Origin of the sequence: Advenella alkanexedens, from assembly GCF_019132845.1 — a bacterium.
GTDB classification, from domain to species: Bacteria; Pseudomonadota; Gammaproteobacteria; order Burkholderiales; family Burkholderiaceae_B; genus Advenella; species Advenella alkanexedens.
On the sequence record NZ_JAHSPR010000011.1, the window covers coordinates 1 to 13,365 of the forward strand.

Here is a 13,365-nt window from a genome sequence, read left to right on the forward strand (position 1 = left end):
CACACTTATCGGCTGTTATATTGTTAAAGAGCATTACAACATGACCCAACGGTCATGAGGCTGACATAAACCTGCTTTACAGTAGGTCTTGTCGCATTCAGCTCAACCCGATTCAAACCCGAAGGTTCCCACATCAGACTGACTTGACTGCGTTGCTGTGTCAGCAGCAGAGAAACGAGATTATGAAGTATGTGGTTTTGTTTGTCAAGAACTTTTTTAAAGAATTTTTAAAACCGTTCTTTTTAAACCACCTGGCAAATCGTTAACACCAACCTGCCAGACCACCAACTTCACGTTGCCTGCTTAAGCCGTAGCGTTCTAAACCAACACACTTAACCAGACTTCGTTTCCTTTTCACCGCCGGGCGTTTTGGGGTAAACCCTAATGCCGTTGCTGCGAAAGAATGTAACTATAGCGGACTTCTTCGCACCTTGGCAAGCTTTTTCTACAAATATCTGTAGGTATTTTACACAAAAAAACATAAGCCATTGATTTAATTGAAAACATAAAGCAAGCCCACCCCTCAGAATATTTGTGCTTTTATTGCAACAACGCAACAGGAAGAGGTTTTACCATTTCCGCGCCTGATAAGCACTCATCTATTTATATAAACGCCAAACTCAACCCCGCAAGCCAGATTGAAGTCATTTATATTTGTACGTTTATATATACAACAACCATAGCTCGTTCTTTTTTTACAACATAACGCCCTTCCAAGTTAATTCAATGCTTCAAACAATGATTTTCTTGCCCATACCCCAACATCATTGTCCTGGAGTCACCCTGAAACGCTTTTTTTCCTTATTACCGCGTTTACCACTTGATGAACACGGCTTAGACTGCATATAGTGTGGCAGTCTGTCTTTTCTTTTACTCTATTATTTATGCCAGCAACTTCCTATTCCGGCTTAAGTCAGGCATTCAGCCGGGGCTTTGTTTCACAACTACGCCCCAAAATGCTTTTTGCCATTATCCTGCCTTTTTTTGTCGCGCTCGTTTCCGCTATTTTTTTATTGTCCTTTGCCTGGTCCCCGCTAGACAACTGGTTTTATGAAAGTGCCTCTTCCTGGAACTGGTTTCAAACCGCATCCAGCAATTTGTCTGGCTGGGGTTTTCAGACCATGAGCGACTGGCTCGCCGGCCTGTTTTCTTTTATTGCCTTATGCGCCATTAGCGGCATTATCGGCCTTGCCTTTGCATCGATTGTCATTATGCCTATGGTACTTAAACAACTTAGCCAGTTTAACTACCCTGATCTGGAGCGCAAAGGCGTCAATGCAACCACCACCAGCATTACCAATGCCATTAAAGTATCTTCTATTTTTATTATTGGCTGGCTGCTGACCCTGCCCTTGTGGTTTATCCCCTTCATGCCTGTAGTGCTGTCATTATTCTGGGGTGCCTACGCCTTTTCACACATGAGCCGGCTTGATGCCATTGTTGAACATGCAACCCCCCAGGAACGCACCTTCATCCTGAAAAAACACAACAAAGGCTTCTGGCTGATTGGACTGATTTGCGCCGCCATTGCGCTTATCCCTCCGTTTTCCCTGATAATGCCTGTTTACTCCATTCTGGTTTGCACCCATTACGGCCTTAACGCCCTGCAGGAAACCCGCAAGCAGCAATTAATCGATAGCATCCAGACGACCATCCGTTAAAACGGCCCCCATTAATAACACGATGCCCAAGGATCCATTGACAGGCATTCCGATCCAAAACCAATTCCATCAATAAAAACAGCCCATAAAATTGAATCCTGTATTCAATTTTATGGGCTGTTTTTATTGAACAAGTTTTTTTGCCAGCAAAACATTGCGTCACGGCCGCTCAGGTACCTTCCCATTCAGGACCACCCACATCAATATCAAACAGCGCCAGCAAACGCGCCACCGTATGATCCACCATTTCTTCAATGGTTTTGGGATGATGATAAAACGCAGGCAAGGGTGGAAATACAATACCGCCCATTTCCGTTACCTGAGTCATATTACGCAAATGCGCCAGATTGAAAGGGGTTTCACGAACGGCCAGCACCAGGCGTCTTCGTTCTTTAAGATGAACATCTGCCGCACGGGTAATCAGATTATCTGAGAAACCGTGCGCAACCGCTGCCAGTGTTCGCATTGAACAGGGCAAGATCAACATGCCTGCCGTTGCAAAAGCACCGCTCGCCAACACCGACCCGACATCCCTGAAGTTATAAACATGATCTGCCAGATCAAAAACGGCTTGTCGGTCCAAGTCCAGCTCATATTTAATATTCAGCACCCCAGGTGGTGAAATAACCAGATGTGTTTCAACATCGGGCACCTCGCGGACGCGCTCCAGCAGACGGGTTGCGTAAATCGACCCGGTTGCTCCGGTGATGCCAACAACAAGTCGACGTTTAGCCATCCAGGGCGCCTGATTCTTGCAGAACCGTTTTCAGCTCACCACTGGCATTCATTTCAGACATGATGTCAGATCCACCAATAAACTCACCCTTCACATACAACTGAGGAATGGTAGGCCAGCTGGAGTACTCTTTAATACCCTCACGAACCTCACCATCTTCCAGCACATTAACGGTTACCAGCTTTTTGACACCCAACTCACGCAAAATCTGAATCGCCTTGCCAGAGAATCCGCACTGGGGAAATTGCGCTGTTCCTTTCATGAAAAGAACCACGGGGTGCTCGGTTACGGTTTCGCGAATAAAATCCTGTACTTCACTCATTATATTTTCACCTAATCAACGTTTAAACAACTGCTCCAACAGAACAGATTAATACCCGAGTATTTTACTCTGAAATCGCCCATTGACCACCAGAAATTCGCTCTATCCCCGATAAGTCTTTACGACTCTCAACATTCACGAACCCGGCTTCGATTAACAGGGAGCGGACATTTTCCGCCTGATCCCAACCATGTTCAAGCCAAACCCAACCACCATCACGCAAAAAATCTCCGGCACCGGCAATAATTTTCCGGATGGCGGACAAGCCGTCACTAAAATCGGTCAGGGCCTGAGGGGGCTCAAACCGAAGGTCTCCCTGTTCCAGATGACTGTCCGCATGATGAATATAAGGGGGATTGGAAACAATAAGATCAAACTTGCCAGCAGGCAGTTGCTCATACCAGTCACTTTCAACAAAACCTACCCGCACAGCAAGATTTTGAGCATTTTCCCGCGCCACGGCCAGCGCCTCGGCACTCTTGTCAGAAGCCATAACAACTGCCTGCGGACAATAATGAGCAACAGAAACCGCAATGGCGCCACTGCCCGTACCCATATCAAGCATCATTGCACCGGGCTGGTTTTGCAGTAAATCAATGGCAATTTCAACCAACAACTCAGTATCTGGGCGCGGTATCAGCACCGAAGGGTTAGTCTTGAAAACAAGCCCCATAAACTCACGTTGCCCAAGTATATAAGCCATGGGTTCGCCAGCAAGACGACGCCTGAACATATCCTGAATGGACTCCAAGTGCTCCATGTCAATGGCATCACTATCATGCGCGATCATCCAGGCACGTGAGACATTCAAGACATGTCCCACAATCATTCTGGCTTCAAGCAATGGCAAACCCGATTGGGCAATCACCGAGTGAACCGTATTCATTAATGCCCGCATTCAAACATTAATGATCGCCCAGCTGGGCCAGCAGCTCTGCCTGACGTTCGGCGATCAGCGCTCCGGTCAGCTCATCCAGAGAGCCCTCCATGATTTGCTGCAGTTTATATAAGGTTAAATTAATACGATGATCGGTGACCCGGCCCTGAGGATAGTTATAGGTACGGATACGCTCTGAACGGTCTCCGGTTCCTACCAGACTCTTGCGCTCGGCCGCCTCTTTGGCCTGCTGTTCCTGACGCTGGATATCATTAATGCGGGCTGCCAGCACACTGAGGGCACGAGCCTTGTTCTTGTGCTGCGAACGATCATCCTGGCACTCTGCCACAATACCGGTTGGAATATGGGTCACCCGAACAGCGGAGTCGGTCTTGTTAATATGCTGACCACCCGCCCCACTGGCCCTGAAAGTATCAATACGCAAATCAGCCGGATTCAAGGCTACCTCAGCCAACTCATCGGCCTCGGGAAGAACCGCCACTGTACAGGCAGATGTATGCACCCTGCCTTGGGATTCGGTCTCGGGAACACGCTGCACACGATGTGCCCCCGACTCATATTTCAGACGCCCATAAACCCCATCGCCATCAATGCGGGCGATAATCTCACGATACCCACCCATTTCCGAGGGGTTCTCGGAGATAACCTCAATTTTCCAGCCTTTTTCTTCAGCATAGCGACTGTACATCCGGAACAGGTCGCCTGTAAAAATGGCACTTTCATCCCCACCGGTTCCTGCCCGGATTTCAAGAAACACACCGCGTCCGTCATCAGGATCTTTAGGCAACAATTCCAATTGCAAAGCTTCTTCAAGCTCTGCAATCCTGTCTTTAGCCACCTTCATTTCCTCTTCACCCATCTCTTTGAGTTCCGGATCTGACATCATTTCCATGGCAGTCTGAAGATCGGCCTCGGTTGATTCATAGTTTTTGAACAACTCAACAACCGGATCAATTTCAGCACGCTCGCGAGACAGCTTACGGAACCGGTCCATATCATTAGCGATTTCCGGTTCAGCCAACAGGGCATCTACTTCTATTAAACGTTGGGACAGCTGTTCCAGACGGGAACGCATGGACTGTTTCATAAATAACTCAAAATGGGAAAGAAAGGAAAAACAGACGGAACAAGAGCGCTATGGCAATAAATGCAATAGCGCTAATGTTCGTTTTTTTGAACAGGAAACAATTTAGGCAAACAGCTCAGAAGCTGTTCACGCTCGGCACCCTGAGAACGGTTTAAGGCAACCATGGGCGCATGAAGAAACTTTTGGGTAAGGCTGCGGGCGAACTGTTCAAGAACCGCTTCGGGATCTTCACCTTTTGCCAGCATTTTACGGGCACGTTCCAGCTCTGAGACACTGATTTGATTGGCACCTTCGTTAAGGTCACGAATAACCGGTACGACAGCACGCGATTGCATCCAGTGCATGAAATTTTGCACACGGCCGTCGATAATGGCCTCTGCCTGCACCACCGCAGCCTGACGGGAATCATTGCCCTGCTGCACATAACGGCCAAGATCGTCAACCGTATACAGATAGATATCATTAAGCAGGCCCACTTCGGATTCGATATCCCGGGGCACGGCAAGGTCAACCATAACCATGGGGGTATGACGACGGGCTTTTGAGGCTTTTTGCACCATTCCCAGGCCCAGGATAGGCAGGGAACTGGCTGTACAGGAAATCACGATATCGAATTCAGCCAGGCGATTGGGCAAATCGGCCAGCTTCATGGTGCTGCCATCAAATTTGCAAGCCAGGCTTTCCGCCCGCTCAAGGGTACGGTTGGCCACCACCATTGATTTTGGTTTTTGTGCCGCAAAGTGAGCTGAACAAAGCTCGATCATTTCACCAGCACCAATAAACAATACCTTGGTGGCGGAAATGTCACCAAAGACGCGTTGCGCCAGCCGAACTGCCGCAGCGGCCATGGAAACGGACTCTGAACCGATAGCGGTTTGGGTGCGCACCTCTTTGGCAACCGAAAAGGTTTTCTGGAACAGCTGGTTTAGCAAGGTACCCATGGCACCGGCATCGCTGGCCGCACGCACGGCGGTTTTCATTTGCCCCAGGATTTGGGTTTCACCCAACACCATGGAATCCAGCCCACTGGCCACGCGAAACGCATGACGCACCGCCTGATCTTTATTGTATTGATACAGGTGGGGCTTCAGCAGACCTGTTTCAAGCGTGTTGAAATCTGCCAGCCAGCGCGGCACATGCTCGGCAATTTCCGGCGAGGCGGCACAGTAGATTTCCGTACGATTACAGGTGGACAGAATAGTGGCTTCTTTCAATGAACCACCAAAAGCCGAACGCAGGCCGTCAAGTGCCGGACGAATGAGCTCGCCAGACATGGACACGCGTTCACGCACCGATACCGGGGCGGAATGATGATTCAGGCCAAAAGTCAGGACATCAAGTGACATATGTATATAAGTCAATTAAGAAAGAATTGTGTCTATTATAATGCCGAGCCAGCCATTTTGTTATATCCGCATGATTTTTGACAACTTTTTACGCACTATCAAGGTAGTCCTTGATAAAAATCATTATATGAAATGCATTTTTGTCTGATTCAGGCATAAAATCAGGATCACATTGAATAATTCACCATGAAAATATCAACACAAAACCAAAATGATGCACATTCACCACAAAAAAGACCCACAAATTGCTTTTCAGTTGTTTTTTTGACAAAGGGCTTTACAACAATCGAAAACATGGTGTAATATTTAAATCTTTCACGGCCAGGTAGCTCAGTCGGTAGAGCAGAGGATTGAAAATCCTTGTGTCGGCAGTTCGATTCTGCCCCAGGCCACCAGAAATTCCTAAAAACGCCAACTTGTACGAGTTGGCGTTTTTGTTTTGTGCTCCGCGATTGACAACCAGCCCAGCAATATGCACCACAAACCTCAAAGCAAGATTCTGGAACAACGCGGATTAGTCTACATTTTCATAAACAACCTTACCGCATGTTTGACACAGAACGCATAGAACAGCTGGCCCGTGAACTGAACCAGTCAAAAAACACGCGCACTCCGCTTGCACAATTCACCCAACGCTACCCCGATATAAGCCTTGAAGATGGCTATAAAATCAGTCGGGCCTGGATCGCCATACAGCAGGCGGAAGGCAGGTCTGTCATTGGCCATAAAATCGGTTTAACCTCACGTGCCATGCAAATTGCCATGCAAATTTCAGAGCCCGACTATGGCACTTTACTGGACGATATGCTGTATACCTGCACGCCTGGACAGACACTGGATATCCCGCTTGACCGTTTCATTGCACCACGTGTAGAAGTTGAACTGGCCTTTGTCCTGAAATCTCCCCTGCAAGGCTCCAACAGCACGCTTGAACAGGTGCTGGCGGCAACTGAATATGTAACACCAGCGGTTGAAATCATTGATTTCAGAATTACGCAAGTAGACCCTGAGACCGGTTCAACCAGCAAAGTATTTGACACCATCAGCGACAACGCCGCCAATGCCGGCATTATTATTGGCGCTGAAAAAATAGCCCCGGAAAAACTGGACCTACCCTGGTGCGGTGCCATTCTCAGCCAGAATGGTGTGGTGGAAGAAACCGGACTGGCTGCCGGTGTACAGGGTCATCCTGCCATTGGGGTCGCCTGGCTGGCAAACAAACTGGCACCATGGGGTGAAACCCTGCAACCCGGGCAAATTGTGCTGGCTGGCTCATTTACCCGCCCTGTTGCCGCCAAGGTGGGCGATGTTTTCAAGGCCGATTACGGCCCCATGGGTCAACTGAATTTTCGTTTTGTTTAAGGATCCCCCATGCAAATCCCTATTAATACCTTCAAGCAGGCACTGCGTCAGGGCACGCCTCAAATCGGGCTTTGGCTTGGCCTGGCCGACCCCTATGCCGCCGAGGCCCTGGCGGGCACCGGATTTGACTGGCTGCTGATTGATGGCGAACACGCGCCAAACGATCTGCGCCAAACCCTGGCCCAGCTGCAGGCAGTTGCCCCCTACCCGGTTCATCCCGTTGTGCGTCCCGTTTCTGGCGAAACGGCTTTAATCAAGCAGTTGCTGGATATCGGTGCACAAACACTGTTAGTGCCAATGGTGGAAACCGCCGAACAGGCAAAACAAATTGTGCAGGCCACCCGCTATCCGCCCGCCGGTATCCGTGGCGTGGGCAGCTCACTGGCCCGTTCATCACGTTGGGACCAGATTGAAAACTATCTTCAACTGGCGGATGAGCAGATCTGCGTTTTAGTTCAGGTAGAAACCAAAACAGGGCTGGAAAATCTTCAAGCCATTACAGATGTTGAAGGTGTTGACGGCGTGTTTTTTGGCCCTGCCGATCTTTCCGCCTCTTTGGGCCACCTGGGTAACCCATTACACCCCGATGTTCAGAAAGCGATTGTTAATAGCATCAAAACGGTTTGCCAATCTGGCAAAGCCCCCGGTATTTTAATGTCAGACCAAACCCTGGCCCGCCAGTATCTTGAACTGGGCGCCCGCTTTGTTGCCGTGGGTGTAGATACAAGTTTATTGGTTTGCGCGGCGACTAAACTGGCCAACGCGTTCAAGCCAGGCTCTGCCAGCATGACAGGTAAAAGCGGCAACGTCTATTGATTTTAATTTGCCACCAATAAGCCTGCAGTCCAACAAACAACAAGCCCCACACTCAGGGGCTTGTCAACGTTACCGGGATAGCAAAACCGGACTTGCGTTTCGGTTTTATTCCTGCAAAGCCAAATTAGCACCCGATCAATAAATGGCCGGCACGATCATTTCTGCTGGCGTCGGGTTGCGAATATAGTCAGGGTGATGCTCCCGCGCGGGCAGTTCAATAGGCTCACGCGTTACTTCACCATACGGTATCTGCGACAGCAAATGCGAGATGCAATTCAGGCGAGCCCGTTTCTTGTCTACCCCCTCAACCACCCACCATGGCGCCTCGGGAATGTGCGTGCGCTCCATCATTTCTTCCTTGGCCTTGGTATAAGCCTCCCAGCGACGACGTGACTCCAGATCCATGGGAGACAGCTTCCATTGCTTCAGGGGGTCATGCATGCGCATCAGGAAGCGGCGGTATTGTTCATCATCACTAATCGAGAACCAGTACTTGATCAAGACAATGCCGCTACGCACCAGCATTTTTTCAAATTCGGTCACGTCACGGAAAAACTGCTCAAGCTCTTCATCGGTACAGAAACCCATAACCCGCTCCACCCCTGCGCGGTTATACCAGCTACGGTCAAACAGGACGATTTCACCACCGGCAGGAAGATGGGAAACATAACGCTGGAAATACCATTGAGTCTGTTCACGGTCACTGGGTGCAGGCAAGGCCGCTACCCGACAAACACGGGGGTTAAGACGCTGTGTAATGCGTTTGATGGCGCCCCCTTTACCTGCGGCGTCACGCCCTTCAAAAATAACCACCACCTTAAGCTTTTGGGCAACCACCCAATCCTGCAACTTAATTAACTCACCCTGCAAACGCAACAGTTCACGAAAATAAAGCCTCCGGTCCATGCCATCGCCTGTTGGCATTTCACCCAACACATCATCCAGGCGATTATCATCCATTTCCATTTCCAGCTCTTCATCAAAACTGTCTATCATGTCTGCATAAAGACGCTGGGTGTGTTCAGATAAATTTTCCGTCATAAGAAAACAACTCCTTAAATAATGAATGAAATTTATAGCTTTTATATGACGCGTATATGACTGGTAAATCATCCGCGCGGGCAAGCCGGCACCGCTCACCACTGATCATCAGATCAATGTGTGATTTACTCATTCTACCGCTTACAGGATTTAATAAAAGAGGTGCTGATACCAACTGCACGGGCACCAGACATGCGCATAAAAAGGGAGTTTGCCCTGCTCACTCTTATATAAGAGCACTGAAGATGAGAATAGTTTCAAAACTGCGGGATTCTCAACAAGGACAGGCATCCAATAGCTGAAAAAATACAAAACACAATAACAAAAACAATTCTCATTTACAATCTTGTAAATTTAGGAGAGAATGATTCCCATTATTTTTTAAAGAGCTGAAAGAAGCTTCATCCCGTCTGATAATGGTGATTTTTTGCCACTAATGTTTACCTCTTACTCTTATTTACCCAACACAAAAAAGGATACTTCAATGAAGCCCAAGTTACAAAAAACGAAATGGCTCACCTTGCTGCAAGCAACAATGGCAATCACTTTTGCCACGGCCACCGGACATGCCATGGCACAGGATACACAAGTAAAGGTTCAACATGCCAAAGGCGAAGCCACCATCAAGGCCCAGCCTGCCAAAACCGCCGTTTTTGACTTACCAACCCTGGACAACATGCAAACGTTGGGCATTCAGGCAAGTGCAGTGGCCAACTCGCGTTTCCCTGAATTTCTTGCCGCTTACAACGAAGAAAGCATACCCAGGGTTGGCACCCTGTTTGAACCCGATCACCAGGCACTTGCCAACGTTGCACCGGACTTGATTTTTGTAGGTGGCCGCTCCAGTGACAAATTTGATGACGTGCTTAAAATTGCCCCAACCCTGGACATGAATATTGATACGCAAGCACCCCTGGAAAGTATCGAACGCAACGTGAACACCTTGGGCAAGATATTTGACAAGGAAACACAGGCAGCCGAAGCCCTGGATAAACTGAATGCATCCATAAACGCCTTGAAAGCCAAATCCGCCAAGGCCGGCAATGCCATGATGATTCTGTCCATCGGTGACAAAGCCAGCGCTTTTGGCCCCGGTTCCCGCTTTGGCATGATTTATGACGTATTTGGCTTTACACCCAATGCCGCGGTCAAAGACCTTTCCACCACAGACCGCCACCCCTTCAAACTGGAAGATATTGCCAAGGCCGATCCCGACTGGCTATTTGTAATTGATCGCCATGCCGCCACGGGCAGCAATGCAGACAAACCATCCAGCAAGGAAGTACTGGAAAAATCCGTCATTGGACAGACCCGTGCCGCCAAGAATAATCAGATTGTTTATGTGGACCCGTACAACTGGTACATTCTGGGTAGCGCAGGCTTGACTTCCATGCAACAGAATATTGACCAGATTTCTGCCGCTCTGGATGCGAAACAATAAAACCAGGTTTTAAAATTGGACGTTGCCCCCAAAACCCTGTGACCTATAGGCGTTGTGGGGGCAATGTCCCGGGTGCTGCCATGCAGCATAAAAAACAGTAAAGCAAATAATCCTCAGGCAAACCCCTTCACAGCTTCACGGATATCCTCCTCGCTCACATCCCGCATATGCGTAGCTAGAGACCTGTTATGTCCAAACGGGTCTTTAATGACGCCATAGCGATCACCCCAAAAAGTGTCATCCAGAGCCATAACCGGTGTTGCACCGGCAGCGATGGATTGCTCATAAATCGCATCGGCATTGTCCACATATAAATGCACCGTAACCGGTGAGCCCTTAAGTGTTGCAGGTCCCACCGCCCCCCATTGTTCATACTCATCCATTAGCATCACGACAGAATCGCCGATGCGGATCTCTGCATGCATCAATTTATCTTCCGAGTCAGCCAGACGGGATATTTCTTTTGCATTAAACGCTTTTTTATAAAATTCGATCGCCTTACTGGCACCGGCACACACCAAATGCGGTGTGACCGTATTCATGCCAGAAGGCACTGACCTGATTTTATGATCGTCATCGGGATCAAGATCAAACAAAGCCTTGTAAGACGCCATATCGAATGGGGCAGAAAAGTGCTCATGTTCAATCAGCCATTGTCCATCCACTTTTTTATAGCCGGTTGTCATTCTCATCCAGGCTACATTCTGTTTTCCACTTTCATCCTTTTCTCCACAACGAATCAAACAATAAACCAGCGCCAGTTCTCCGCTCACGGAAATATGCACCTCTTCAGGCTCAAACACCATATCATTGGTACACATTTCCAGGCAGGCCTGCCAATGTTTGCCATAAGCCTCTTTACCCTTGAACCGCAATTGCAAAACGGCATCGTAAGCAATGATATCGGGCGTATAGTTTGACATGATCTGATTGACATCCTTTGTCTGGATTGCATCCTGCCAGCGTTGCATTGCCTGTCTGATTTCTGCCTTTTCTATCGTGTTACCATTTTCAGCACTCATCATCCCGCTCCTTTTACCAAAAAAAATGGCAAGGCTACTGAAACTGAAAACCCAAGACGGACGTTAGTCCCACTTGAATGAAAGGTCATTTCAATAGCCCCGCCAAAAGAACTACTGTTTAATCACATGCCAGACATTCAAGGCCTCATCCCCCATCATGTCGCCCTGTTTCATATCTTTTTTATACAGGTACAAAGGTTGCCCCCTGTAAGCCCATTGCTTGCTGCCATCATCCCGCATAATAATGCTGTAATCCCCTTCAGCACTACCATCCTCGGCCACCGGCAGCGGAGGCCAATTTTCGGCACATTGGTCATTACATACACTTTTACCAGGCATATCCCTGTCTTTATCATACGTATATAAAGTCATACCCTCGGCATTGACCAACACACCATCCATTGCTTTTACCGGAGGGCCTGCCGCACGGGCACTTTCACTGGCGAATCCACAACCCAAACTGGCCAATGCCAGCATAAGTAATAGCTTTCTCATTTTTACCTCCCTAATTGTTAAGAACACACAGGAGAAACTGGCCTGTATTGCTACCGGCCAGTTCTTACAGGATACACCTAAACTATTGAAAACAAATAACTATTTTAATAAAATACATTACTTTTTATTTCTGGTTTGTCACCCTGCAGGCAGGCAGTGAGTTCACTCCCACGTGGAAGTGAGAGACGAAAGAACATGGAAGCGGAAAAAAAAGCTCCCACGCGGGAGTGAGAGACGAAAGAACGTGGAAGCGGAAAAAAAAGCTCCCACGCGTGAGCATGGGAGCCAAAACGAAACCGATGACCGCACCAACCTGCAGCCAGTTGGTTAAGCTTTATTTCACATATTTGCGGAATTCAGGCTTGCGTTTCTCACGGAAAGCGTTACCACCCTCTTTGGATTCATCCGTGTCGTAATACATTTTCAGGGCGTGCATGGACAGTGAGGACATGGCACGGATCATTTCGCTGTCCACATTGAATGAGCGTTTTGCCAAAGCAATGGCTGTAGGACTTTTCTCATTGATTTCATCACACCATTTCTGCACTTCTTCGTCCAGTTGATCGTGTGGTACCACGGCATTGACCAGCCCCATTGCCAATGCTTCCTGGGCAGTATAACGGCGGCACAAATACCATATTTCACGGGCTCTTTTCTCTCCGACCACACGTGCCAGGTAAGCCGTGCCAAAACCGGGATCAACCGAACCCACTTTAGGACCCACCTGACCCAACTGGGCCTTGTCAGAAGCAATCGCCAGGTCACATACCGTCACCAAGACGTTACCGCCACCGACTGCAAAACCGTTAACACGGGCAATCACAGGTTTATTGATATCGCGGATAACGCTTTGCAACTCTTCTACCGGCAGACCGATCACACCACGACCACCGTAATCACCATCTTTGCCAGATTGGTCACCACCGGTACAAAATGCCTTGTCGCCGGCACCTGTCAATACAACCACACCTACGCTTTTATCCACTTCAGCACGCTTAAAGGCATCAATCAATTCTTCGCAGGTTTGCGCATCAAACGCGTTATAAACTTCAGGCCGGTTAATGGTGATACGTGCTGTGCCATTATTGACTTCGTACAAAACTTTTTCATATAACATGATGAATCTCTCTTCCAGAAT

13 protein-coding genes and 1 tRNA gene are annotated in these 13,365 nt (G+C 48.5%); 5 read left to right on the forward strand and 9 right to left on the reverse strand.

The window, feature by feature from the left end; genetic code table 11:
* Positions 1-884: 884 nt before the first annotated feature.
* Positions 885-1,661 carry an EI24 domain-containing protein gene (locus KU392_RS12355; protein ID WP_169293318.1) on the forward strand — a complete coding sequence of 259 codons (777 nt, stop codon included), beginning with the start codon at positions 885-887 and terminating at the stop codon, positions 1,659-1,661.
* A gap of 169 nt (positions 1,662-1,830) precedes the next feature.
* On the opposite strand, the gene KU392_RS12360 is transcribed toward KU392_RS12355, so the two are convergent.
* From KU392_RS12360 to hemA, 5 genes are all read right to left on the reverse strand, one after another.
* Complete coding sequence (locus KU392_RS12360; RefSeq protein WP_169293317.1) at positions 1,831-2,397, reverse strand: UbiX family flavin prenyltransferase; 567 nt, start codon at positions 2,395-2,397, stop codon at positions 1,831-1,833.
* Positions 2,390-2,719: a Grx4 family monothiol glutaredoxin gene (grxD, locus tag KU392_RS12365; RefSeq protein WP_169293316.1), complete on the reverse strand. Its 330-nt coding sequence runs from the start codon at positions 2,717-2,719 to the stop codon at positions 2,390-2,392. Before grxD ends, KU392_RS12360 begins: the two co-directional genes overlap by 8 nt.
* Positions 2,720-2,783: 64 nt before the next feature.
* Complete coding sequence (gene prmC, locus KU392_RS12370) at positions 2,784-3,605, reverse strand: peptide chain release factor N(5)-glutamine methyltransferase (RefSeq protein WP_217735453.1); 822 nt, start codon at positions 3,603-3,605, stop codon at positions 2,784-2,786.
* A 19-nt stretch (positions 3,606-3,624) separates the two neighbouring features.
* Positions 3,625-4,704 (reverse strand): peptide chain release factor 1, encoded by a 1,080-nt coding sequence (gene prfA, locus KU392_RS12375; RefSeq protein ID WP_169293314.1) that lies wholly within the window; start codon positions 4,702-4,704, stop codon positions 3,625-3,627.
* Positions 4,705-4,775: 71 nt separating this feature from the next.
* Positions 4,776-6,050 (reverse strand): glutamyl-tRNA reductase, encoded by a 1,275-nt coding sequence (gene hemA, locus KU392_RS12380; protein WP_217735454.1) that lies wholly within the window; start codon positions 6,048-6,050, stop codon positions 4,776-4,778.
* Between the two features lie 319 nt (positions 6,051-6,369).
* Between hemA and KU392_RS12385 the strand changes: the two genes are divergently transcribed.
* The 3 genes from KU392_RS12385 (at position 6,370) to hpaI (ending at position 8,228) form a co-directional block, all read left to right on the forward strand.
* A tRNA-Phe gene (locus KU392_RS12385) sits at positions 6,370-6,445 on the forward strand.
* Between the two features lie 151 nt (positions 6,446-6,596).
* A complete protein-coding gene (hpaH, locus tag KU392_RS12390) occupies positions 6,597-7,412 on the forward strand; it encodes a 2-oxo-hept-4-ene-1,7-dioate hydratase (protein WP_217735455.1) in 816 nt (271 codons plus the stop codon).
* 9 nt (positions 7,413-7,421) lie between these two features.
* Entirely contained in the window at positions 7,422-8,228 is an 807-nt protein-coding gene (gene hpaI / locus KU392_RS12395; protein WP_217735456.1) for a 4-hydroxy-2-oxoheptanedioate aldolase, read from the forward strand.
* A gap of 135 nt (positions 8,229-8,363) precedes the next feature.
* Here the strand turns inward: hpaI and ppk2 are convergent, their stop codons facing one another.
* Complete coding sequence (gene ppk2, locus KU392_RS12400; RefSeq protein WP_217735457.1) at positions 8,364-9,269, reverse strand: polyphosphate kinase 2; 906 nt, start codon at positions 9,267-9,269, stop codon at positions 8,364-8,366.
* Positions 9,270-9,753: 484 nt separating this feature from the next.
* On the opposite strand from ppk2, the gene KU392_RS12405 reads away from it, so the two are divergent.
* The gene (locus KU392_RS12405) at positions 9,754-10,710 is read left to right on the forward strand and encodes a siderophore ABC transporter substrate-binding protein (RefSeq protein WP_217735458.1); all 957 of its coding nucleotides are present in this window, start codon (positions 9,754-9,756) and stop codon (positions 10,708-10,710) included.
* A 113-nt stretch (positions 10,711-10,823) separates the two neighbouring features.
* On the opposite strand, the gene KU392_RS14435 is transcribed toward KU392_RS12405, so the two are convergent.
* The 3 genes from KU392_RS14435 to badI form a co-directional block, all read right to left on the reverse strand.
* Positions 10,824-11,732 (reverse strand): VOC family protein, encoded by a 909-nt coding sequence (locus KU392_RS14435; RefSeq protein WP_343212454.1) that lies wholly within the window; start codon positions 11,730-11,732, stop codon positions 10,824-10,826.
* 111 nt (positions 11,733-11,843) lie between these two features.
* Positions 11,844-12,227, reverse strand: a complete 384-nt coding sequence (locus tag KU392_RS12420) for a COG4315 family predicted lipoprotein (RefSeq protein WP_169293307.1) — start codon at positions 12,225-12,227, stop codon at positions 11,844-11,846.
* Positions 12,228-12,561: 334 nt separating this feature from the next.
* On the reverse strand, positions 12,562-13,344 hold the full coding sequence (gene badI / locus KU392_RS12425; RefSeq protein ID WP_169293306.1) for a 2-ketocyclohexanecarboxyl-CoA hydrolase: 783 nt from the start codon (positions 13,342-13,344) through the stop codon (positions 12,562-12,564).
* Between the last annotated feature and the right edge of the window lie 21 nt (positions 13,345-13,365).

Coding starts and splice junctions, on each gene's coding strand:
- KU392_RS12355 (WP_169293318.1), top strand. CDS start 885: ATGCCAGCAACTTCCTATTCCGGCTTAAGTCAGGCATTCAGCCGGGGC.
- KU392_RS12360 (WP_169293317.1), bottom strand. CDS start 2,397: ATGGCTAAACGTCGACTTGTTGTTGGCATCACCGGAGCAACCGGGTCG.
- grxD (WP_169293316.1), bottom strand. CDS start 2,719: ATGAGTGAAGTACAGGATTTTATTCGCGAAACCGTAACCGAGCACCCC.
- prmC (WP_217735453.1), bottom strand. CDS start 3,605: ATGAATACGGTTCACTCGGTGATTGCCCAATCGGGTTTGCCATTGCTT.
- prfA (WP_169293314.1), bottom strand. CDS start 4,704: ATGAAACAGTCCATGCGTTCCCGTCTGGAACAGCTGTCCCAACGTTTA.
- hemA (WP_217735454.1), bottom strand. CDS start 6,050: ATGTCACTTGATGTCCTGACTTTTGGCCTGAATCATCATTCCGCCCCG.
- hpaH (WP_217735455.1), top strand. CDS start 6,597: ATGTTTGACACAGAACGCATAGAACAGCTGGCCCGTGAACTGAACCAG.
- hpaI (WP_217735456.1), top strand. CDS start 7,422: ATGCAAATCCCTATTAATACCTTCAAGCAGGCACTGCGTCAGGGCACG.
- ppk2 (WP_217735457.1), bottom strand. CDS start 9,269: ATGACGGAAAATTTATCTGAACACACCCAGCGTCTTTATGCAGACATG.
- KU392_RS12405 (WP_217735458.1), top strand. CDS start 9,754: ATGAAGCCCAAGTTACAAAAAACGAAATGGCTCACCTTGCTGCAAGCA.
- KU392_RS14435 (WP_343212454.1), bottom strand. CDS start 11,732: ATGAGTGCTGAAAATGGTAACACGATAGAAAAGGCAGAAATCAGACAG.
- KU392_RS12420 (WP_169293307.1), bottom strand. CDS start 12,227: ATGAGAAAGCTATTACTTATGCTGGCATTGGCCAGTTTGGGTTGTGGA.
- badI (WP_169293306.1), bottom strand. CDS start 13,344: ATGTTATATGAAAAAGTTTTGTACGAAGTCAATAATGGCACAGCACGT.